This window comes from Pigmentiphaga sp. H8, from assembly GCF_003854895.1.
Taxonomy (GTDB): Bacteria; Pseudomonadota; Gammaproteobacteria; order Burkholderiales; family Burkholderiaceae_B; genus Pigmentiphaga.
On the sequence record NZ_CP033966.1, the window covers coordinates 3,491,750 to 3,514,053 of the forward strand.

Annotated in this window: 19 protein-coding genes; 13 read left to right on the forward strand and 6 right to left on the reverse strand. The window is 67.6% G+C overall.

Going from position 1 to position 22,304, the window contains the following annotated elements:
* Positions 1 to 3: 3 nt before the first annotated feature.
* Complete coding sequence (gene hrpA / locus EGT29_RS16520; protein WP_238160023.1) at positions 4 to 3,855, reverse strand: ATP-dependent RNA helicase HrpA; 3,852 nt, start codon at positions 3,853 to 3,855, stop codon at positions 4 to 6.
* A gap of 38 nt (positions 3,856 to 3,893) precedes the next feature.
* Between hrpA and argA the strand changes: the two genes are divergently transcribed.
* The 3 genes from argA to EGT29_RS16535 all read left to right on the forward strand — a co-directional run bounded on the left by argA (position 3,894) and on the right by EGT29_RS16535 (position 7,618).
* Entirely contained in the window at positions 3,894 to 5,246 is a 1,353-nt protein-coding gene (gene argA, locus EGT29_RS16525) for an amino-acid N-acetyltransferase (protein ID WP_124690007.1), read from the forward strand.
* Between the two features lie 159 nt (positions 5,247 to 5,405).
* Positions 5,406 to 6,374 carry a tripartite tricarboxylate transporter substrate binding protein gene (locus EGT29_RS16530; RefSeq protein WP_124690008.1) on the forward strand — a complete coding sequence of 323 codons (969 nt, stop codon included), beginning with the start codon at positions 5,406 to 5,408 and terminating at the stop codon, positions 6,372 to 6,374.
* A 137-nt stretch (positions 6,375 to 6,511) separates the two neighbouring features.
* Positions 6,512 to 7,618, forward strand: a complete 1,107-nt coding sequence (locus EGT29_RS16535) for an S-(hydroxymethyl)glutathione dehydrogenase/class III alcohol dehydrogenase (protein WP_124690009.1) — start codon at positions 6,512 to 6,514, stop codon at positions 7,616 to 7,618.
* Between the two features lie 48 nt (positions 7,619 to 7,666).
* Here the strand turns inward: EGT29_RS16535 and EGT29_RS16540 are convergent, their stop codons facing one another.
* Positions 7,667 to 8,542: a TrmB family transcriptional regulator gene (locus tag EGT29_RS16540; protein ID WP_124690010.1), complete on the reverse strand. Its 876-nt coding sequence runs from the start codon at positions 8,540 to 8,542 to the stop codon at positions 7,667 to 7,669.
* A 106-nt stretch (positions 8,543 to 8,648) separates the two neighbouring features.
* Between EGT29_RS16540 and EGT29_RS16545 the strand changes: the two genes are divergently transcribed.
* The 5 genes from EGT29_RS16545 to EGT29_RS16565 all read left to right on the forward strand — a co-directional run bounded on the left by EGT29_RS16545 (position 8,649) and on the right by EGT29_RS16565 (position 14,065).
* Positions 8,649 to 9,950, forward strand: coding sequence for an adenylosuccinate lyase family protein (locus EGT29_RS16545; protein WP_124690011.1), 1,302 nt, complete (start codon positions 8,649 to 8,651; stop codon positions 9,948 to 9,950).
* Positions 9,947 to 10,825, forward strand: a complete 879-nt coding sequence (locus EGT29_RS16550; protein WP_124690012.1) for an amidohydrolase — start codon at positions 9,947 to 9,949, stop codon at positions 10,823 to 10,825. Before EGT29_RS16545 ends, EGT29_RS16550 begins: the two co-directional genes overlap by 4 nt.
* An 11-nt stretch (positions 10,826 to 10,836) precedes the next feature.
* Positions 10,837 to 11,826, forward strand: coding sequence for a tripartite tricarboxylate transporter substrate binding protein (locus EGT29_RS16555; RefSeq protein ID WP_161567840.1), 990 nt, complete (start codon positions 10,837 to 10,839; stop codon positions 11,824 to 11,826).
* A 118-nt stretch (positions 11,827 to 11,944) separates the two neighbouring features.
* The gene (locus tag EGT29_RS16560; RefSeq protein ID WP_161567841.1) at positions 11,945 to 13,000 is read left to right on the forward strand and encodes an aromatic ring-hydroxylating dioxygenase subunit alpha; all 1,056 of its coding nucleotides are present in this window, start codon (positions 11,945 to 11,947) and stop codon (positions 12,998 to 13,000) included.
* A 60-nt stretch (positions 13,001 to 13,060) separates the two neighbouring features.
* Positions 13,061 to 14,065, forward strand: coding sequence for a tripartite tricarboxylate transporter substrate binding protein (locus EGT29_RS16565; RefSeq protein WP_124690015.1), 1,005 nt, complete (start codon positions 13,061 to 13,063; stop codon positions 14,063 to 14,065).
* 18 nt (positions 14,066 to 14,083) lie between these two features.
* On the opposite strand, the gene EGT29_RS16570 is transcribed toward EGT29_RS16565, so the two are convergent.
* Positions 14,084 to 14,623, reverse strand: coding sequence for a MarR family winged helix-turn-helix transcriptional regulator (locus EGT29_RS16570; RefSeq protein ID WP_124690016.1), 540 nt, complete (start codon positions 14,621 to 14,623; stop codon positions 14,084 to 14,086).
* A 143-nt stretch (positions 14,624 to 14,766) separates the two neighbouring features.
* On the opposite strand from EGT29_RS16570, the gene EGT29_RS16575 reads away from it, so the two are divergent.
* Genes EGT29_RS16575 through EGT29_RS16585 form a run of 3 tightly spaced genes read left to right on the forward strand, consistent with a single transcriptional unit; the run spans position 14,767 to position 17,142 of the window.
* Positions 14,767 to 15,129, forward strand: a complete 363-nt coding sequence (locus EGT29_RS16575) for a protocatechuate 3,4-dioxygenase (protein WP_124690017.1) — start codon at positions 14,767 to 14,769, stop codon at positions 15,127 to 15,129.
* Position 15,130: 1 nt separating this feature from the next.
* On the forward strand, positions 15,131 to 15,970 hold the full coding sequence (locus EGT29_RS16580) for a class III extradiol dioxygenase family protein (protein WP_124690018.1): 840 nt from the start codon (positions 15,131 to 15,133) through the stop codon (positions 15,968 to 15,970).
* Complete coding sequence (locus tag EGT29_RS16585) at positions 15,967 to 17,142, forward strand: 4-hydroxybenzoate 3-monooxygenase (RefSeq protein ID WP_124690019.1); 1,176 nt, start codon at positions 15,967 to 15,969, stop codon at positions 17,140 to 17,142. The genes EGT29_RS16580 and EGT29_RS16585 overlap by 4 nt, the downstream gene beginning before the upstream one ends.
* On the opposite strand, the gene EGT29_RS16590 is transcribed toward EGT29_RS16585, so the two are convergent.
* Entirely contained in the window at positions 17,139 to 18,146 is a 1,008-nt protein-coding gene (locus EGT29_RS16590) for a GlxA family transcriptional regulator (RefSeq protein WP_124690020.1), read from the reverse strand. The two genes, EGT29_RS16585 and EGT29_RS16590, sit on opposite strands and share 4 nt — an antisense overlap.
* A gap of 90 nt (positions 18,147 to 18,236) precedes the next feature.
* Here EGT29_RS16590 and EGT29_RS16595 point away from each other — a divergent pair, with 90 nt between their 5' ends.
* Entirely contained in the window at positions 18,237 to 19,406 is a 1,170-nt protein-coding gene (locus EGT29_RS16595) for a zinc-dependent alcohol dehydrogenase (protein ID WP_124690021.1), read from the forward strand.
* Between the two features lie 10 nt (positions 19,407 to 19,416).
* Here EGT29_RS16595 and EGT29_RS16600 read toward each other — a convergent pair whose 3' ends face one another.
* Positions 19,417 to 21,081, reverse strand: a complete 1,665-nt coding sequence (locus EGT29_RS16600; RefSeq protein WP_238160025.1) for an amidohydrolase — start codon at positions 21,079 to 21,081, stop codon at positions 19,417 to 19,419.
* 197 nt (positions 21,082 to 21,278) lie between these two features.
* Here EGT29_RS16600 and EGT29_RS16605 point away from each other — a divergent pair, with 197 nt between their 5' ends.
* Positions 21,279 to 21,497 carry a DUF3820 family protein gene (locus EGT29_RS16605; RefSeq protein ID WP_124692394.1) on the forward strand — a complete coding sequence of 73 codons (219 nt, stop codon included), beginning with the start codon at positions 21,279 to 21,281 and terminating at the stop codon, positions 21,495 to 21,497.
* Positions 21,498 to 21,502: 5 nt separating this feature from the next.
* On the opposite strand, the gene EGT29_RS16610 is transcribed toward EGT29_RS16605, so the two are convergent.
* Entirely contained in the window at positions 21,503 to 22,186 is a 684-nt protein-coding gene (locus tag EGT29_RS16610) for a GntR family transcriptional regulator (protein ID WP_161567842.1), read from the reverse strand.
* Positions 22,187 to 22,304 lie beyond the last annotated feature (118 nt).

The following is a 22,304-nucleotide window of genomic DNA, read 5'->3' on the forward strand; positions in this document are numbered from 1 at the left end:
ACCCTACCGGCTCAATGCCTCCCAGCTCTTCTGCAACCGCTTGACCGAAACCGGCATGGGCGTTCTCAGTTCCTGCGCGAACAACGCCACCCTCAGTTCCTCCAGCATCCACCGGAACTCGTCCAGCTTTCCATCCGGCACCCCCTTGCGCGCCGCCCGAGCCCGCTGATACGGCACCAGCAACTGATTCAGATCCGCCAGCAACCGCGCATCGCGCGCCGGATCCGCGCGCAGCTTGTCGATCCGTGCCTGCGCCGCCTTGAAATACCGGGGGAAATGCGACAACTGCGGGAACGGCGTATCGCGCACGAACCACTTTCCCATCAGCCCGCGCATCTGCTGCTCCATGTCCGCATGGGCCGCGGCATGCGGCTTGGCCTGCGGCAGCTTGCGCTGCGCCGCGGCCCATTCGGTCAGCACCGCCGCCACCAGGCGCGCGATCTCCTGCGCCAGCAGCCCCACCCTGCCCTTGCCCTCGGTACGCCGCTGCGCGAACGACGCCGCGTCCGCCGGCCAGGGATCGGCCAGGCAGGCCTGCGCCAGCGCCGCGTCCACGATCTGGTCGCGCAGTTCCTCCTGCGTGCCCAGCGGCATGTAGAGCATGCTCATCTGCGTCATGCCGGTCAGGTTCTTCTCCAGGAACTTGACCTGCTCCTTCAGTTGCAGCCGGAACAGCCGCAGCAGCCCCGCGCGGTGATGCCGCGCGGCCTCGTCCGGATCGTCGAACACGTCCAGGTCGCAGTGCGTGACCCGGTCCACCAGCGCCGGATAACCGATCACCGACAAGCCCCCGCGCTTGATCTCCATCAGCTCCGGCAAGGGCCCGAAGGTCCAGTCCGTCAGGTTCTCGTGCGCCAGCGCCTGCGCCACCTCCTTGTCGCGCGCGGCCACCTGCTGGAACGTGGCCTGCGCCTCGCGCCCCAGTTGCGCCTTCAGGTGCGACAGATTGCGGCTCATGTCCAGCATGCGGCCGTGCTCGTCCACCACGCGGAAGTTCATCGACAGATGCGCCGGTAGCGTCTCCTGCTTGAAGTCCGACGGCGCCAGCTGCACCGTGGTCTGCTCGCGCACGTCGGCGATCAGCGCCTCGACCAGCCCGCGGTCCGGCTTCTGCGCCTGTTCGAACCAGCGATCGTAGAACCCCGCCGCATACTCGGGCAGCGGCACGCAGTGCCGGCGCAGCTTCTGCGGCAGCGACTTCAGCAGCAGATGGACCTTCTCCTTCAGCATGCCCGGCACCAGCCACTCGCAGCGCGCCGGATCGAGCTGGTTCAGCGCGAACAGGGGCACCGACAGCGTCACCCCGTCGCGCGGCGAGCCCGGTTCGAAGTGATAGTCGAGCGCCATGTCGATGCCGTGCAGCGACAGTTTCTTGGGAAACACCTCGGTCGTGACGCCCGCCGCCTCGTGCCGCATCAGCTCGTCGCGCGACAGGAACAGCAGCTTGCCGCCACCGGGCTTGCGCGCTTCTTCCTGACACCACTTCTCCAGCGTCACCACGCGGTTCACGTCCGCCGGCACCTGCCGTTCATAGAACGCGAAGATCAGGTCCTCGTCGACCAGGATGTCGGGCCGGCGCGACTTGTGTTCGAGTTTCTCGATATCGGCGACCAGCTTGCGGTTGTGCGCGATGAAGGGCAGCCGGCTGTCGAGTTCTCCGGTGACCAGGGCCTCGCGGATGAACAGCTCGCGCGCCTGGCGGGCATCGATGCGCCCATAGTCGATCCGGCGGCCGGCATAGATGGTCAGCCCGTACAGCGTCGCGCGCTCGTTGGCGACCACGCGCCCTTCCTTCTTTTCCCAGCGCGGATCGGACCAGTTCTTGCGCAGCAGGTGGCCGCCCACGCGCTCCACCCACGTCGGATCGATACGCGCGATGCAGCGCGCGAACAGGCGCGAGGTCTCGACCAGTTCGGCTGCCACGACCCACCGCCCCGCCTTCTTCGCCAGCCGGGAACCCGGATGGATGAAGAACCGTATGCCGCGCGCGCCCAGATACTGGGCATCTTCGTCGGACTTGTAGCCGAGGTTGCCCAGCAGCCCGGCAAGCAGCGCCAGGTGGATCTGTTCCAGCGTGGCCTCGGTCTGGTTCAGGCGCCAGCCATGCTCGCCCACCACCGCGGCCAGTTGCGAATGCACGTCGCGCCATTCGCGCATGCGCACCGGCGACAGGAAATTCTGGCGCAGGTTCTCCACCAGCTTGCGCTGCGACTGCTTGTGTTCGACCGCTTCGTTGAACCATTTCCACAGTTTCAGGAAGGCCATGAACTCCGACCGCTCGTCGGCGAACTTGGCATGGGCCTGGTCGGCCGCCTCCTGCGCGTCCATGGGCCGGTCGCGCGGATCCTGCACCGACAGCGCGGCCGCGATGATCAGCACCTCGCTCAGGCAGGACTGGTCGCGCGCCGCCAGGATCATGCGGCCGATGCGCGGGTCCACCGGCAGCCGTGCCAGTTCACGCCCCACGGGCGTGAGCACGTTGTCCTCGTCGATGGCGCCCAGTTCCTGCAGGAGGTGGTAGCCGTCGGCGACGGCCCGCCCCGGCGGCGCCTCGACGAAGGGGAACTGCTCGATGTCGTCCAGCTTCAGCGACTTCATCCGCAGGATGACGCTGGCCAGCGACGAGCGCAGGATCTCCGGATCGGTGAAGGGCGGGCGCGCCGCGTAGTCGGTGTCCTCGTACAGGCGGATGCACACGCCCGGCCCGATGCGGCCGCAGCGCCCGGCCCGCTGGTTGGCCGAAGCCTGGCTGACCGGCTCGATGCGCAGCTGTTCGACCTTGTTGCGCCACGAATAGCGCTTCATCCGGACCAGGCCGGTATCGACCACGAAGCGTATGCCGGGCACCGTCAGCGAGGTCTCGGCCACGTTGGTGGCCAGGACGACGCGGCGGCCGCTGCCCTTGGGGTGGAAGACCCGTTCCTGCTCGGCCTGCGACAGCCGGGCGAACAGCGGCAGCACCTCGGTGCCGGGCGGATGGTGCTTGCGCAGGGCCTCGGCCGCCTCGCGGATCTCGCGCTCGCCGGGCAGGAACACCAGCACGTCGCCCGCGCCGTGGCGGGCGCACTCGTCCACCGCATCGACGATGGCGTCGATCAGGTCCCGCTCCTCGTCGCGGGACAGGTTTTCCTTCTCGCGCGTCCGCTCGGGCTTCCTGGCCGGCTGCTCGTCGCCGTCGCTGGCCTGCATGCCGCGGGTGTCCACCGGCCGGTAGCGCACCTCGACCGGATAGAGCCGTCCCGAGACGTTGATGACCGGCACCTCGGGCTGGCCGGGCAGGCTGAAATGCCGGGCGAAGCGCTCCGCGTCGATGGTTGCCGATGTAATGATCAGTTTCAAATCGGGCCGCCGGGCCAGCAGCTGGCGCAGGTAGCCCAACAGGAAATCGATGTTCAGGCTGCGTTCGTGCGCCTCGTCGATGATGAGGGTGTCGTACGCGCGCAACCACGGATCGCGCTGCGACTCGGCCAGCAGGATGCCGTCGGTCATCAGCTTGACCGAGGCCCCCGGGGCCGTGCGGTCGTTGAAACGGACCTGGTAGCCGACCACTTCGCCCAATGGCGTGCCAAGCTCCTCGGCGATCCGGCGCGCCACCGAGGTGGCCGCCAGGCGCCGCGGCTGGGTGTGGCCGATCATGCCGGCCACGCCGCGGCCGGCGTCCAGGCAGATCTTGGGCAGCTGGGTGGTCTTGCCCGACCCGGTCTCGCCGCTGACGATGATGACCTGGTGCGCCGCCAGGGCACGCGCGATCTCGTCTCGCCGGCCGCTGACAGGCAGGTCTTCGGGGTAGGTAACGGGCGGAACCGGGTTGCGCCGTCGTGCCAAAGGCACATTCTTGGTGGATTGTGCGACCATGAGAAGAACTTGGGTTAACCCATCATTATAATTTTGGGATGAACGCAGCCGCACAGCCTCCCGACCCCGATCCTGCCCCCTCCGACCTGCACGCCCGCTTCGTGCAGTGGTTCCGCGAGGTGGCGCCCTACGTACACGCCTTCCGCGGCAAGATCTTCGTGGTGGCTTTCGGCGGCGAACTCGTCCAGGAGGGCGCCCTGAACGTCCTGATCCAGGACCTTTCCCTGCTCAGCGCCCTGGGCATACGCCTGGTGCTGGTCCACGGCTCGCGCCCCCAGGTCAACGAGCAGCTCCGGCTCAAGGGCATCCCCTTCCAGTTCGGCCGCGGCCTGCAGATGACCGACGCCGCCGCGCTGGAATGCGCCAAGGAAGCGGCCGGCGAAATCCGCCTGGACATCGAGGCGGCGTTCAGCCAGGGCCTGCCCAACACGCCCATGTCCCATTCGCATATCCGGGTCATTTCGGGCAACTTCATCACCGCCCGCCCCGTCGGCGTCATCGACGGCGTCGACTACCGCCATACCGGCCAGGTACGCAAGGTGGACGCCGAGGCCCTGAACATGGCCCTGGGCCAGGGGTCCATCACGCTGCTGTCGCCGCTGGGCTTCTCGCCCACCGGCGAGGCCTTCAACCTTTCCATGGAAGACGTCGGCACCGCCGTGGCGGTGGCCCTGCGCGCCGAAAAGCTGATCTTCCTGACCGACGCCCCCGTCATCCAGGACAAGGAAGGCTACGTCGACACCGAGCTGGCGCGCGAGGACGCCGACGCCCTGATCTCCCAGGGCGACCTGGACGCGGGCACGGCCGTGGTGCTCAAGCACGCCTCGCGGGCGGTCAAGCTGGGCGTGGCGCGCGCGCATCTCGTGCCCTACGACCTGGACGGCGGCGTGCTGCTGGAGGTCTTCACCCACGACGGCGTGGGCACCATGGTCGTGGAAGACACGCTGGACGACCTGCGCCCGGCCACCATCGACGACGTCGGCGCCATCCTGCACCTGATCGAGCCGCTGGAAGTGGACGGCACGCTGGTGCGCCGCGGCCGCGGCAGCATCGAGCGCGACGTCGAGAAATTCTCGGTCAGCGAGCACGACGGCGTCATCTACGGCTGTGCGGCGCTCTACACCTACCCCGACGAAAAGATGGCCGAGATGGCCGCGCTGACCGTCAACCCGCAGTGGCAGGGCACGGGCGAAGGCGACAAGCTCCTGCGCCATATCGAAAGCCGCGCCCGGGCGGCGGGCATCACGCGGCTGTTCGTGCTGACCACGCGGACCGCGCACTGGTTCATCAAGCGCGGCTTCGCCCAGGGCAGCGTGGCCGATCTGCCCAAGGACAAGCAGGCGCACTACGACCGCAGCCGCAACAGCCAGGTGTTCATCAAGCGGCTATAAGCCGGTTTTCATAAAATGTATTTACATACATTTTCCCCAATCCAATATCAGAGCAAACTCTGATATTAAATGCATTTACATATTTCTTGCTTCGCATTACCTTAGGCTGAAACGACCCCCGCGCCCGCCCACCGGCGTCCGCGAAGCCAAGGAGCAAGCATGAACGTGCATCGCAGGCAATTCGGCGCGGCGGCGCTGGCCATGGCGGCAGCCTGGACCGCCGGCGCGCAGGACACCTATCCCTCGCGGGCCATCACACTGGTGGTGGCCTACGCCCCCACCGGCGACACGGACGCCATGGCGCGTCTCTACGCGGCCAGGCTGTCGGCCCGCCTCAAGCAGCCGGTGGTGGTCCTGAACCGCCCTGGCGCGGCCGGCACCCTAGGCAGCCGCTACGTCGCCCAGGCTGCGCCGGATGGCCATACCCTGCTGTTCGCGCCCAACACCGTGGCCACCGCGCCCCTGGTCATGAAGCCCGAGGCCCTGACCTACGACGTGCTGAACGACTTCGCCCCCATCGTCCAGACGTCGATCTGCCCGCTGATCCTGGTGGCCAACCCCGCCACCGGCTTCAAGACCCTGGCCGACGTGGTGGACGCCGCGCGCGGCGGGCGGCAACTGGCCTTCGGCACGCCCGGCCCGGGATCCCCCATGCACATCGCCGGCGAATGGCTGAACCGCGCCGCCGGAATCGGCATCCAGCACGTGCCCTACCGCGCCAACGTGGCGGCCCAGATCATAGGCGGCCATGTGCCGCTGGGCTACGTCACCCTGGGCACCGTCGCGCCGTACCTGCAGGCGGGCAAGGTCACCGCGCTTGCCGTGACCGATCCGGCCCGCTCGTCCTTCCTTCCCGACGTACCGACGATGGCCGAATCCGGCTACCCCCAGGTCATGGTGGGTGCCTGGCACGGATTCTTCGCCCCCAAGGGCACGCCCGACCACGTCGTGGCGCTGCTCAACCGCCACCTGAACGAAATCCTGCGCATGCAGGACGTGATCGAGACGCTGAAGCACTTCGCGGCCGAACCGGTGGGCGGCCCTCCCGCCCGCCTCAAGGAACTGGTGGCGGCCGACCACCGCCGGCTGGGCGGGATCATCGGCGAACTCGGCATCCGCGCCGACTGACCGGGGCGTCCGCAAACGGCCGAGGGGTCCATTTCGGCCAATTTGCGGCGGACGGCGGCCATCCTCGGGGCGGGATGCCCGCTGCCCGCGCACGCGCGGCTATATTGCCGCCGCATACGCCGCGAAAGGAGCAGCCCATGAAGACCAAAGCCGCGATCGCCTGGAAGGCAGGCGCGCCCCTGACCATCGAAGAAGTGGACCTGGAAGGTCCGCGCGCCGGCGAGGTGCTGATCGAGGTCAAGGCCACCGGCATCTGCCATACCGATTACTACACCCTGTCGGGCGCCGACCCCGAGGGCCTGTTTCCCGCCATCCTCGGCCACGAGGGCGCCGGCATCGTCGTCGATGCCGGCCCCGGCGTCTCCACCCTGAAAAAGGGCGACCACGTCATTCCCCTGTACACGCCCGAGTGCCGCCAGTGCAAGTTCTGCCTGTCGCGCAAGACCAACCTGTGCCAGGCCATCCGCAGCACCCAGGGCAAGGGCCTGATGCCCGACGGCACCAGCCGCTTTTCCCTGGACGGCAAGCCCATCCACCACTACATGGGCACCTCGACCTTCTCGAACTACATCGTGGTGCCCGAGATCGCCGTGGCCAAGATCCGCGAGGACGCCCCCTTCGACAAGGCCTGCTACATCGGCTGCGGCGTGACCACCGGCGTGGGTGCCGTGGTCTTCAGCGCCAAGGTCGAGGCCGGCGCCAACGTCGTCGTCTTCGGCCTGGGCGGCATCGGCCTGAACGTCATCCAGGGCGCCAAAATGGTCGGCGCCGACAAGATCATCGGCATCGACCTGAACCCCGAGCGCGAGGCCCTGGGCCGCCAGTTCGGCATGACCCACTTCGTCAACCCCAAGGACGTCGCCAACGTGGTCGACCACATCGTCCAGCTCACCGACGGCGGGGCCGACTACAGCTTCGAGTGCATCGGCAACACCACCACCATGCGCCAGGCGCTCGAGTGCTGCCACAAGGGATGGGGCCAGTCCTTCATCATCGGCGTGGCCGCCGCCGGCGCCGAAATCGCCACCCGCCCCTTCCAGCTGGTCACCGGCCGCGAATGGAAAGGCTCGGCCTTCGGCGGTGCCCGCGGACGCACCGACGTGCCCACCATCGTCGACTGGTACATGGACGGCAAGATCAAGATCGACGAACTCATCACCCACACCCTGCCGCTCGAACGCATCAACGAGGGATTCGACCTCATGAAGAGCGGGCAGTCCATCCGCTCGGTCGTGCTGTACTGACAGCCCCGGTTTCCCCGGGACGCCAATCGGGCGCCCCCGGGGGACCTTTCAAGACCCTTCCAGCACGTGCTTTTCCATCCCGGGCGGCCGGTATTTCCTGCGCAGCCTGGACAGCCCCTTGCCGAACCGGCCTTCGATCTCCTCGCCCATGCTGGTCAGCATTTCCGCGAGATAGATCTCGTGCAACAGCAGCGTCTGGACAACGTAGATGATGGAGCGGTTGCGCGCATAGGACGCGCTCGGCGCCAGTCCGGGCGCCCGCGTGGAAATCAGCACGCCGTCGAAATCGGTCGTCATCGTCAGCATCACGTCCGTCGCGCCGCGTGAAACGGTCGCGTCGCCTTCGTGAGGCAGCACCACCATGTCCGGGTGGCGCTTGAGGTCCTGGATGCCGGAGCCGAATCCGATGATGATGACCTGCACGCCGCGCTCGCATGCCGCTTGCAGCTCCGGCAATAGCGGCGAGATCAGCGCATCGGGACCCTTGATCCAGATCCGCTGGCCGGCGGCCTGAATCAGGTCCACCGTCTTCCGGTCGATCGCATCGGCCCCCTCGTAGAACCACATGAACGTGTCGTTGTCCGGCTGCGCCAGCGCGGCCATGTCGCGCGCCGCGGACGCGCACAGCGCCTGCGTGGAATGGGCCAGGTTGCCGAAATAGTCCTCGGGGTCGAGCGGCGCGTATCGCACCGGCGATTCGTTGACTGCCTGGATGGCCCCCTTGGCCTCGAGCGAACGCAGGACGCCGTACGCATTGGCACGCTGCAGCCCCGAGCGCTTGGCGATCTCGTAGGCCGTGGCGGGATAGGAATTGGCCAGCGCGATATAGGCGCGAGCCTCGTTTTCGTTGAATCCCAGGCGCTGCAAGGTCTGCTGGAGATCTTCGCGCGCACTGCGCGATTCGCGATCGATGGTCTTGGGCATGGACTTGGCGTGGTGGCGGTTTTCCCGAGTTTACTGCACGGCCGCTTGCTCATTTTTTTAGTAGTATCTATTATTACTACTAAACCGAGAACGTGGAAACACCTTCATGCCCTCTTTCGACCAACTGTTTTCCACCCATGCCACGGTTGCTTTCTTCGTCGAATACGAAAAGGTACTTGCGCAGGTGCAAGCCGAACGCGGACTCATTCCGCCATGGGCCGCCGAACGCATCGGCAGCGACGCCAAGGTCTCGGCCATAGACCTGGCATCGCTGGAGCGTGCGAGCGGACAGGTCGGATTCCCCGTCGCTGCCTTCGTGCGCCAACTGGCCGATGCATGCGGCGAAGCCGGTGAATATCTGCACTGGGGCAGCACCACACAGGACCTGCTCCTGAGCGCTCGCGCGCGCCAGGTCAACGCGGCCCTGCCGCGCCTGGATAGCCTGCTCGCCGGCGTCCTGGAGCGCCTGGCCGTGCTGGCCGCGCGCTACCGCGATACCCCGATGGCGGGACGCGGCTTCGGCGGCCACGCGCTGCCTATCACCTTCGGGTTGAAGCTGAGCCATTGGACGGTGCCGCTGCTGCGCCATGCCGAGCGCCTGCGGACCCTGCTTGCCCGGCCCATCGACGGAGAACTGGCGGGCGCCATGGGCACCCTGGCATCAATGGGAACCGAGGCGCTGGCCGTGCAGCGCGAGGTGCTGGACCGCCTGGGGCTGCCCATCCCGTTGGCCTCCGCGTCCAGCGCGCGTGACGCGGTGGCCGAAGTCGTCCAGTTCCTCGCGCTGCTGACCGCCAGCCTGGCGAAGATCGCCCAGGACATCGCCCACCTGGCCTGGACCGAAATCGGCGAACTGGCGGAACCGACGGCCGGCACCGCCGGCATGTCCAGCACACTGCCACACAAGGCCAACCCCATCCTGTCCTGGCAGATCATGACCGGCGCCACGCTGGTGCAGCGCAATGCCGACGCCATGATCGGCGCGGTCCGGCAGGAGCAGGAACGCTCCGGACACGGTTTCATCGAAGGCCGCGTCGTGCCCGAAGCCTTCATCGAGAGCCACGCCTGCCTGGAAAAGATGCTGGCGCTGCTGGATGGCCTGCGTGTCGATACCCGGCGGATGCGCCGCAACCTGGACGCGACCGGCGGCATGATCGTCGCCGAAGCCGTGCAGATGGCGCTGGCGCCCGCGCTGGGCAGGCTGCGCGCGCACGACCTGGTCCACCAGGCCTGCGCCGATTCGGTGGATCAGGACCGCCCGTTGCTCGATGCCCTGCTGGACATGCCCGCGATCCGCGGCGCGCTGTCCCGCGACACCCTGCGGCAGTTGCTGGATCCGTGCCGCTATCTCGGCGCGGCCGGCGCCGTCGTCGATCAAGTCGTGCGCCAGGTTGGAACCCGCATATGAGCCATCAGATCCCGCCCTGCCTGGGTCCGCGCAAGACGGTGTCCGCCCCTTCCTGGCGCCCGCCCGCGGGATGCTGGGACACGCAGTTCCATGTCCTCGGTCCCGAAAGCCGCCATCCCTATTCCCCCGACCGGCACTACACCCCGCCCGCGGCGCGGCTGGAAGACTATTTCACGCTGCTCGATGCGCTGGGCCTGGAACGCGCCTTCGTAGTCCACGCCAATACCCAGGGTCCGTGCAACGACATCTACCTGGAGGCCGTCGGCCAGGCGCCGGAACGCCTGCTGGCGGTCGTGCGCCTGGACCAAACCTGCACGCCGGAAACCGTGCGCGACCTGCACCGGCGCGGCGCGCGCGGCGTCCGCTTCGCCTTCAATCCCCAGCACGGCGGCCGCCTCGATCCCTCGATCGTGCAGCACGTGCTGCGATGCATACGTCCATGGCGGTGGTTCGTCCAACTCCACTTCGACGGCGCCCGGCTGCCTGAACTCGAAGATTGGATAGCCGGCCTGGACGCACCGGTCCTTATCGATCATCTGGGCCGCGTCGCCATCGCCGACGGCCTGGACAGCGCGCCCCAGCGCGCGCTGCTCCGGCTCTCGCAGCAGCGCCACGTCTGGGTGAAGCTGTCCGGCGCTGACCGGGTCTGCGCGCCCGGCGCCTCGTTCGACACCGCGATCCCCTTGATGCGGCGGCTGGCGGAAAACGCGCTGGACCGGCTCACCTGGGGCAGCGACTGGCCCCATACCGGCTATTTCGCGCCCGCGCGCACGCCGGACGACGGCACGCTTTTCGAAACACTCATCCGCGCATTTCCGGTCGAAGACCGGATCGCCATTCTTCGAGACAACCCCGGCCGCCTGGCCGGATCATGAGGAGCACGAACATGAAGCATGGCCTGGTCATCGGCCTGTCGGTCCTTTTTTCGCTAGGCCTGGTGGCCCGCGCCTCGCACGCGGCCGCCCCGGATCCTCTGAACGGTTTTCCCGGCAAGCCGATACGCATCGTCGTGCCTTTCGGTCCCGGTGGATTCAACGATGCGCTCGCCCGCGCCATCGCCGCGAAGCTGTCCAACTCCCTGTCCCAACCCGTCATCGTCGACAACCGACCCGGCGGCGGAACCGTCATCGGCACGAATTTCGTGGCCAAGGCCCCGCCCGACGGCTATACCTTGCTGCAGCTGCCGGGCGCGCACGCCATCAACGCCGTCGCGATGGACAAGCTGCCCTACGACTCGCTGAACAGCTTCAGCTTCATCAGCATGGTCGCCACCTCGCCGTTCCTGCTGGTGTCCGGGCCGGCGTTTCCCGCGAACTCCGTTTCCGACATCGTGCGCATGGCGCGGGAAAAGCCGGGCACCCTGTCCTATTCGTCCTCCGGCACCGGCGGCAACGCCCATCTGATGGGCGAAATGCTCAAGAGCATGGCGAAGATCGACATCCTGCACGTCCCCTACAAGGGCGCCGGCCCGGCCATGAACGACGCCATCGGCGGCCAGGTCGATTTCACTTTCGCCACCTACGCGGGCGCGAGCGGCTCGATCAAGGCGGGACGCCTCAAGGCCCTGGCGGTCACGTCCAAGAAGCGCTGGGCCAAACTGCCCCAGGTGCCGACCATCGCCGAGGCGGGATTTCCCGACTACGAGGCCGAAGGCTGGTGGGGCTACGCCGCACCCGCCAACACTCCCCGCCCCATCGTCGACAAGCTGAACGAAGCCATCCGCCAGGCGTTCGCCTCGCCCGACATCCAGGCCTACCTGACTTCGGAAGGCGTGGACACGGTAGGTTCGACCCCCGAGGAATTCCGGGCCTATCTGGCGAACGAAATCCGCACCTGGCGCCAGTTGATCTCCCAGGCCGGCATCCGGCTGAACTAGACGCACGGGCGGGAAAACCCCCGCCCGTCGTTGTATAGAACAATTCAGTTCGCCGCCGATAGAGTCTCCCGCATCGAAGCCGCCACGCCCTGGCGGTCCGGTTCAAGGAGATTCGTTCGTGGAGCACGTCGTTCGCAACGCCTGGTACGTACTGGGCTGGACCGCAGAAATCGGCACCGGGCCTTTCGCCCGGCGGGTACTGGACGAACCCGTCGTTGCCTTCCGCCAGCGCGACGGCCGGCTCGCGGCGCTGCTGGACCGCTGCGCGCACCGCCTCGTGCCCCTGTCGCTGGGCAGCGTGGTGGACGACACGCTGCAATGCGGCTACCACGGCCTGCGCTACGACGACACCGGCGCCTGCGTGCACGTTCCCGGCCAGGCCAACATCCCCCCCGCCGCGCGCGTCCGCAGCTTTCCCGTCACGGAACGATACGGCGCCGCCTGGATCTGGATGGGCGACCCGGAACAGGCCGACCCCGGGCTCATCCCCGCCATCGAACGCTATGGCGCGCCGGGCTGGACCGTCATCTGGGGCGTCCCCCAGCACCATCGCTCGCACTACCTGAACATCGTCGAGAACCTCCAGGACCCGGCCCACACGACCTACGTTCATCCGGGCACCATCGGCAATCCGGCATCGAGCGACATTGCTCCCGTCATCGAGGAAAGCGAGGGCCACATCGTGACCTACCGCTGGACGCTCGACGCCGAACCGCCGCCCATCGACCGCAAGAACGCCAACTTCAGCGGGCTGGCCGACCGCTGCCAGTACTACCACTTCTTCCCGCCCTGCACCTCGCGCGTGGACGTGGTGACGATGCAGGCCGGCCAGGAGCATACGGAAGCGAACATGGACCTCGGCCTGCGCGCGTTCAGCTACAAGTTCCTGACGCCCGAGACGGACACGGCCACGCATTTCTTCTGGCTGCACGTGCGCAACTTCGGCGTGGGCGACCAGGAACTCGACCAGCGGCTGATGCGCGACATGGGCCGCACTTTCGAAGAGGACAACGTCATCGTGTCCGCCATGCAGCGCGAACAGGATGCCACCGGCGTGCGCCAACTGGCCTGGCTGCGCATCGACGCGGGCCCGAGCCGCGCCCGCCGCATGATCGAGAAGATGGCGGCCGCCGACGCCGCGGCCGCCGCCCCCGCGGCCTCGACGGCGTCCTGACGCCCGCCGGTCCCCCGCCCACCCACCCGTTCCGCTTGCGTGCCGCCCAAGGAGGCCACCATGTCCCACCGTCCATACCCTCGTTTCCACCGAGCCTCGCCGCTGCTGGCCGGCCTGGCGCTCGCCCTGGCGGCGACGCAGGCCTGTGCCGGCACCGCCGACGCCTACCCCGGCAAGCCCATCCGCCTCGTCGTTCCCTTCACGCCCGGCGGGCTGACCGACAAGCTGGCGCGCAGCGTGGCGCACGACCTGCAGGAAGCCTGGCAGCAGCCGGTCATCGTGGAAAACAAGCCCGGCGCGGGCGGCACCATCGGCGCCGACCTGGTGGCCAAGGCGCCCGCCGACGGCTACACGATCCTGCTGGGCACCCATGCGACCCACGCCATCAACGTCACCCTGCTTGCCAACCTGCCCTACGACGCGGTGCGCGACTTCGAGCCCGTCAGCCTGCTGGCGACGGTGCCCAACGTCCTCATGGTGCATCCCTCGGTCCCGGCGCACAGCGTGCAGGAGCTGATACAGCTCGCCAAGCGCAAGCCCGGCTCGCTCAACTTCGTCTCGCAGGGCATCGGTACCTCGGGCCACATGTCGGGCGACCTGTTCAAGTCGCTGGCGGGCATCGACATGGTCCACATCCCCGCGCGCGGTCCGGCGCAGGCCGTCAGCGACGTCATGGGCGGCCATGCCGACATCCTGTTCGACTCGGTCGCGATCGGCATGCCCATCGTGCGCTCCGGCAAGCTGCGGGCGCTGGCCGTGACCAGCCGCGAACGCTCGCCCGCCGCGCCCGAGCTGCCGACCATGATCGAGGCCGGCGTCCCCGGCTACGAGATCGTGCTGTGGTTCTCGGTGTTCGCGCCCAAGGGCACGCCGGCCGACATCGTGCTCAAGCTGAACCACGAGATCGCGCGTGCCATGGGCAAACCCTCGACGCGGGCCGCATTCGTGCAGGAAGGGCTGACGGTCTCGGCGTCCTCGCCGGAGCAGCTAGGCCAATTCCAACAAGCGGAAATCACCAAATGGGCGCGCCTGATCAAGGCCTCGGGCGCCACGTCGAACAACTGACAGGCCGGCGCGGGCGGCCTACCAGACGCCCGCCAGGTCCGGCTTCGACGAGGTCCACTGGCGGCTCCCGCCGTTCCGGCGATCGGCCTTTTCCTTGAGCGGGTAGTCCTGGTTGATCTGTTCGGCCGTGCGGGTCAGGACGTTCAGCATGTCGTCGAGCTCCCGGATTCTTTCCGGCCCCAGTGCTTGCAGGATGCGGCCGTTGATGTCGGCGGTGATGGGAAACAGCTCGGCGTGCAGGGCCCTGCCCTTGTCGGTCAGTTCGATGGCCACGCGGTGCCGGTCGCTGCTGCGGCCGACCCGCGACACCAACCCCTTGGCGACCAGGTCGCTGATGGCGCGGGACACGAGGGGCCGGTCGGTATGCGCGCGTTCGGCCAGTTCGGAAGGCGCCAGCGTGCCGTAGTCGGCCAGCATCGCGATCAAGCGCCATTCCCGCCGGCTGATGCCGTAGCGGCCTTCGCACAACCGGATCACCAGCGCCCCGCTGACCGACAGCAGCCTGGCTATCCGGTAGTTCAGGAGTTCCTCGCAATTTGCGGGCTGCTCGAAGGACATGGCTGCTCCTGTGCCGACGGCGGTTGATTAGAACAATCAAGGACATGAAAGCTAGAGTCATTCTCCATAAAAAGCCCAGCAGCCGCAACGCCATACGCCGGCGCGGCCCTGGTCGTTTTCCCTCTACCCAAGGAGCATTGCCCATGACACTTCCCCAACGCGACCGGACACGGCCGATCGCCGATTCGCACGTCTTCGACCTGCGTCTTTCATGGAAGGGATACCGCATCAACAAGCTCTGCAACTCGCTTAGCGAGGCCGCCAACCGCGATGCCTACCGGGCGGACGAAGAGGCCTACATGACCCGCTTCGGCCTGTCCGACGAACAGAAGGCGCTGATACGCGCGCGCGATTTCACCGGCCTGCTCGACGCCGGCGCCAACATCTACTTCCTGCTCAAGCTGGGCGTGGTCACCGGCAACGGCCTTTACGTCATGGGCGCGCGTATGCGCGGAGAAAGCTACGAGGCCTTCCTGGCCACCCGCAACGACAAGGGAGCGGTCTGACATGGGACGCATCATCGCAGGCATAGGTACTTCTCACGTGCCCTCCATCGGCGCGGCCTACGACCGCGGCAAGCAGGCCACGCCGGCCTGGCGCCCCTTGTTCGACGCCTATGTCCCGGTGCGCGAGTGGCTGGAGGAGCTCAAGCCCGACGTGGCCATCATGGTCTACAACGACCACGGCGCCGATTTCTTCTTCGACAAATATCCGACCTTCGCCGTGGGCGCGGCCGACCGCTACGACATCGCCGACGAAGGCTTCGGCGTACGCCCGCTGCCGCCCATAGACGGCCACCTGGAATTCTCGCAGCACCTGTGCGAATCGCTGGTCTACGACGAGTTCGACCTGACGGTCTGCCAGGAAATGCGGGTCGAACACGGATTCCTCGTGCCCATGCACCTGTGCTTCGACCATACGCCCGGATGGAACGTCGCGGCCGTGCCCTTCGCCGTCAACGTGCTGCAACATCCTCTGCCCACCGCGCGCCGATGCTACCGGCTGGGCCAGGCCATACGGCGGGCCGTCGAATCCTACCCGGCCGATCTGCGCGTCGTCATCCTGGGCACCGGCGGCATGTCCCATCAGTTGACCGGCCCCCACTTCGGCAAGATGGACCAGGACTGGGACCAGGACTTCCTGGACCGCATCGAACGCGACCCCGACAGCCTGTGCGAGCTCACCCACCAGACGCTGATGGAACGCTACGGCGCAGAGGGTATCGAGCTGATCATGTGGCTGGTCATGCGCGGCGCGCTGTCGAACCGGGCGCGGCGCGTCCACCGCCACTACTACGCCCCCATGACCACCGGCATGGGCCTGATCACGCTGGAGGAGCCGGTATGAGCGAGCGTACCCAGGTCGGCATCGTCGGGGCGGGCCCCGCCGGACTGCTGCTTTCCCACCTGCTGCACCGGGAAGGCATCGAATCCATCGTGTTCGACAACCGCAGCCGCGAACACGTGCAGCAGCGCCTGCGGGCCGGGGTGCTGGAACAAGGCACGGTCGATCTGCTGGCCGAGGTCGGACTGGGCGAACGCATGCGGCGCCTGGGCATGCCGCAGACCAGCCTCGACTTCCGCTACGCCCGGGCCTCGCACCGCATAGACTTCGCGCAGGAAATCGGCCGCACGGTCATGGTCTATCCCCAGCATGAAGTGGTGCACGACCTGATCGAGGCACGGCTGGCCGCCGGCGGCGACCTGCGCTTCGACACCCCGGTCACCGCCATCCGGGACCTGGAAGGCCCCTCGCCCACCATCCTGGCCGGCCCGGAAGGCAGGCCGGTGCGCTGCGACTTCATCGCGGGCTGCGACGGCTTCCACGGCATCTGCCGCGACGCCATCCCAGCGTCGGTGATGAAGACCTACGACCGCGTCTATCCCTTCGGCTGGCTGGGCATCCTGGCCGAGGTCCCACCGGCCGCGCCCGACGTCACCTGGGGCTGCCACGAGACCGGCTTCGCCATGCTGAGCTTCCGCTCCCCCACGCGCAGCCGCCTCTACCTGCAATGCGAACCGGACGACGATCCGGACAACTGGTCCGACGACCGCATCTGGAGCGCGCTGCACGAACGCCTGGACGTTCCCGGCATGCCGCCGCTGATCGAAGGCCCCATCGTGCAGAAGGGCGTGACCGCCATGCGCAGCTTCCAGGTCGAGCCGCTGCGCCATGGCGCCCTGTTCCTGGCCGGCGATGCCGCGCACATCGTCCCGCCCACCGGCGCCAAGGGGCTGAACTCCGCCGTGGCAGACATACGCGTGCTCGGCCGCGCGCTGGCAGCGTATTACCGCCAGGGCTCCACCCGGCTCCTGGACAGCTATTCGGAAACCTGCCTGCGGCGCATGTGGCTGGTGCACCGGTTCTCGGCCGGACTGTGCACCATGGTGCATAGCTTCCCGGGGCAGAGCGACTTCGCCCGGCGCCTGCAACGGGCCGACCTGGACTACATGACGGGATCCGAGCCGGGCCGGCAGGCCTTCTCGGAGAACTTCACCGGGTTGCCGATCGAGGCCTAGCCTTCCCCGCCGCTGCCGCCCGCGCTGGCGAAACGCTCGCGATACGCGCGGGGCGTGACGCCCAGGTGGCGCTGGAACACCTTGCGCAATTGGGCGTCCGAGCCGAAGCCGGCCCGCGCGGCCACGGTCTTGAGCGGCAGGGCCGCGTCCTCCAGCAGCCGGCGCACCAGGTCCACTCTTGCCGTCTCGACGAAGGCCTGCGGCGTGGCGCCGGTCTCGCGCACGAACACGCGCGTGAAGTTGCGCAGGCTCATGGCCGCATGGGCGGCCAGGTCGGAAACGGCCAGCGGCTGGTGCAGGTTGGACAGGATCCAGTCCTGGGTCTTGCGTATGCCCGGATGGCTGGTGGTCTGGCTGTTCAGGTGCATGCTGAACTGCGACTGCCCGCCCGGACGCTTCAGGTAGACCACCATGTCCCGCGCGACCTCCAGGGCCAGGTCGCGGCCGCAGTCCTCTTCCACCATGGCCAGCGCCAGGTCGATGCCGGCCGTGACGCCGGCCGAGGTCCAGATGTTGCCCTGCCGGATGTAGATGGCATCGGCCTGCACGTCGATGCGCGGATAGCGCTGCTGGAGCAGGCGCGACACGCTCCAGTGCGTGGTGGCGCGCCGGCCGTCCAGCAGCCCTGCTTCAGCAAGAAAGAAACTGCCCGAGCACAGGGCGGCCAGCCGCGCGATGCGGGGCGCGACCGCGGCCGCCCAGTCGACGATGGCCGGCGAGTGCCGCATGGCTTCCTCGATGTTGCGCGCGCCCACCAGGATGGCGGCATCGGGCAGATCGCGGTTGTCCAGGCCCTTGCTGGCGTGCAGCGACATCAGGGTATCCGATTGCACTACCCCGGGTTGCGGTGCGGCAATCTCGACCTGGTAGGCCGGCGGCAGGTCGCGTTTGCGCAAGTGCACATTGGCGTAGTCGAACACGCACAGGGGGCCGATCGCCTCCAGCGACTTGAACCCGGGATAGACGACGATATCGACGCGACGGACACGGAAATGGCTGCTCATGCGTGGATTTTAGTGCGCGGCGCGGACGGCACGGCGCTTGCTGCTCGTCCAGGCTCGCGCAACCCGGCGCGTACGACGAAGGAGAACGTCATGAAAGCACTGTGCTGGCATGGCAAGAAGGACATCCGGTACGAAACCGTGCCGGACCCGAGCATCGAGCAACCGGGCGATGCCATCGTCAAGGTCTCCGCCTGCGCCATCTGCGGCTCCGACCTGCACCTGTTCGACGGATTCATCCCCGGCATGAAAGCCGGCGACATCATGGGACACGAGTTCATGGGAGAAGTGGTCGAGGTGGGATCGGACACCCGCGACCTGAAGGTGGGCGACCGCGTGGTCGTGCCCTTCACCATCGCCTGCGGCGCCTGTGAGCAATGCCGGCGCGGCAATTACTCGGTGTGCGAGCGCACCAACCGCAACAAGGAACTGGCCGACAAGGTCTTCGGGCACGCCACGGCGGGCCTGTTCGGCTATACCCACCTGACGGGCGGCTATGCCGGAGGCCAGGCCGAATACGTGCGCGTGCCCCATGCCGATACCACCCACATCAAGGTGCCCGCCGATCTGCCGGACGAACAGGTGCTGTTCCTGGGCGACATCCTGCCCACCGGCTGGCAGGCCGTGGCCCAGTGCGACATCCAGCCCACCGACACGGTCGCCATCTGGGGCGCCGGGCCGGTGGGGCTGATGGCCATGCGCAGCGCCCAGTTGCAGGGCGCCCGGCAGGTGGTGGTGATCGATCACGTTCCCGAGCGGCTGGCCATGGTGGCCCAGGCGGGCGCCACCCCCATCGACTTCGACCAGGAAAGCGTGGTCGAACGCCTGCGCGACCTGACCAGCGGCAACGGGCCGGAAAAATGCATAGACGCGGTGGGCCTGGAATCGCACGCCGCGCGCTCGTTGGACGCCATGTACGACCGGGCCAAGCAGGCGGTGATGCTGGAAAGCGACCGTCCCCACGTGCTGCGGGAAATGATCTACGTCTGCCGCCCGGCCGGCGTGCTGTCCATTCCCGGCGTCTACGGCGGATTGATCGACAAGATTCCGTTCGGCGCTTCGATGAACAAGGGCCTGACCTGGCGCATGGGCCAGACCCATGTCCAGCGCTGGAGCCAGGCCTTGCTCGAACTCATCGCCGAAGGCCGGATCGACCCCTCCTTCGTCATCACCCACAGCGAAGCGCTGGAGGACGGACCGGACATGTACGAGATCTTCCGCGACAAGGAGGACGGCTGCGTGAAGGTGGTCCTGAAACCGTGACCACCCCGCTTCAGAACGACTCGGCCCGGTACACCTGCCTGCCGCCCACGTAGGTCGCCAGCGCCTTCAGCCGCTGCACCTCGGCCGCCGGGATGCTGAGATAGTCGGCCGACAGCACGACGAAATCCGCCAGCTTGCCGGGCTCGATCGACCCCTTGATGTCCTGCTCGTCGGTCAGGCGGGCGTTGTTGATCGTCATCAGCCTGAGCACCGCGTCGCGCGAAGGCACGGCCTGGTCGGCACCGTAGACCCCGTCGGAAATCGTGTCCCGCGTCAGGAAGTGGTACATGGCCCAGAATGGATTGACCGGAATCACCGGCGAATCGGTGCCGCCGGCCAGCATGAAGCCCTGCTCCATGTAGGTCTTGAGCGGCGTGACCTGCGAGGCACGGTCCATGCCCCAGTAGCGCTTGAGCACCGGCGCGGCCAGGTAGAGATGGTCCTGCACCGACATGCGCAGGTTCATCGCCTTGATGCGCGGATACTGGTCGGGGCGCGTAATGAAGGCGTGCTCGATGGTCCAGCCCTGCGCGCGGATGTCGCGCTGGGCATGGGCCCGCTCGTAGCCCTGCAGCACTTCGTCCACGGCGGCATCGCCCACCGCGTGCACCGCCACGCGCCAGCCGGCCTGGTTGATGCCCGCCACGTACTCGTTGAACGTCGCCTGCGGAATGGTCTGCAAGCCGTAGTAGGTACCGCCCTTGCCCATCTCCCCTTCGTAGGGCCGGGTCATGTAGCCGCCCTCGAAGCCGCCGTCCACGCTGATCTTGATGCCCCAGACCTTGACCCACTCGTCGCCCTCGCCCTGCCGGATGCCGCCCCCCACGATGCTGGACCGGAAGTCGGCCAGGTCCTTGGGACGGAACAGGATGCTGTAGCGGACCGTGGCCTTGCCGCTGTCGCGCAGTTGCTGGAACTGGCGATAGGCCGCCACGTTCGTGCCCGGTATCCGGATGCTGGTCAGGCCGTATTCGTTCAGCTTCTTCTGCTGCGCCTCGAGCCGCGCCAGCGTCATCGGCGGCGGAGGCGGCAGCGGCGCGAGGCGCTTGGCCGTGTCGGTCAGCTCGCCGGTCAGGCGTCCGGCGGCGTTGCGCGGAATCGCGCCGCCCGGCGGCACCGGCGTCGCCGGCGTGATGCCGTACTTGGCCAGTGCCGTATTGTTGAGGAAATAGCTGTGGCCGCCGCGCACCAGGATCACCGGCACGCCGGGCGCGGCCGCCTCCAGTTCGTCCGCGGTAGGCAGCCGTTGTTCCTTCAGCTGGGCCTCGTGCCAGTCGCTGTTGGACACCAGCACCTGTCCCGGCTTGGCGCCCTTGGCCGCCTCGGCCACCTTGGCGGCCAGATCGGCGATCGAGCGCGTGGCCGACAGGTCGATGCCGGGGCCGCCGCCCACGGCGTGCAGGTGCGAATCCGCCAGGCCGGGCACCACCGTACGGCCGTGCAGGTCGACTACCTGCGTGGCGGGTCCCGCATAGGCCATGATGCGCTCGGTCGTCCCCACCGCGACGAACCGCCCGGCGCGCACCGCGAAGGCCTGCGCCACGGAAGAAGCGGCGTCGACCGTGGCGACCTTGCCGTTGACATAGACCGCATCCGCGGCCTCCGACGTCGCCGCGCCCCCCGGCCCGCGTGCCGCGCATGCGGCCAATAGCCCCACGGCGGCCGCCGCAGCCACACGCCGTCCCCAAGACCCGCCAACCATCGTATCCATGGCCCGCCCCTCTCGTCGTTGGAAGGCGCCAGTGTGATCCCGACAATCTTTAAATGTCAAATACTTGTCCGCCATGGCGGCGCATGCCGCGGCACCCGCGCTTCGTGCACAATGCGGGTAAGATCCACGAGGCCATCCTTGCCGCCACGCCGTCCCCTTTCATGAATCCCGAAGACCTGCAACGCCTGACGACGGTCGCCATGCCCTACGGCAAATACAAGGACAGGCTGATCGCCGACCTGCCCGGCCCCTACCTGGCCTGGTTCGCCCGCAAGGGCTTCCCGCCCGGCGAACTGGGGCGCCTGCTGGCGCTGATGCACGAGATCGACCACAACGGCCTGTCGCACCTGCTGGCGCCGTTGCGCCAGCGCCAGCGCTAGCACGTTCACGGCGACGCGCGCCGCTTCTGGAACAGCTCGAGCGCATGCAGTCCGACGGCGCGGGCGCGCTGGTTCTGAAGCACGATGGCCGCCTGCGCGGCTTCCGGGTCGCGTTCACGTATCGCGCCCAGAAGACGGTGGAACTCATCCACGCTTTCCGCCGGCCGGTTCGGATGGTTCATCGATGACGCCCACAGGAACCCCAGGCGCGCGTTGATCTTGCGGATGAAGGCGGCAAGCGGCTCGTTGCGCGCCCCCGCGATGAAGGCCTCGAACAACTGATGCTTGGTCGCGCGTATGCGCGGCACGTCGCGCGAGACCAGCGCCTGCTCGAATTCGTCGATGCGCAGGGCGAAGGCGTCCATCTGTTCAGGCGTGCCACGCATCGCGAAACACGCCGCCGCCAATTTCTGCAGGGCCACCCGCACTTCATGCAACTCATGAAACTGGGCTTCATCGATCGCCCGCACGGCAGGCCCGCGATGCGGCGCCACTTCCAGCAAACCTTCGCCGTCGAGTTGCCGGATGGCCTCGCGCATCGAGGGGCGGCTGGCGGCAAAACGCTCGCAAAGCTCACGTTCGGTCAGCTTGTCACCCGGAAGGTAGACCCCCTCGGTGATGGCATCGCGCAAACGGTCGGCCAGCTGCTGCCGGGCCGGATCGCCGGCCGGCATGGCGGTCTCGCTCAAGGCAACGATTTTTCGGTCCATGGGTCATGGTCGCGGCAACGGGAATTGCATTGTAACGACGCGGCCGGGCGGTCTTCCCATCCGGGCATTTTCATTGCCCCTCCAAAATTGTCTTACA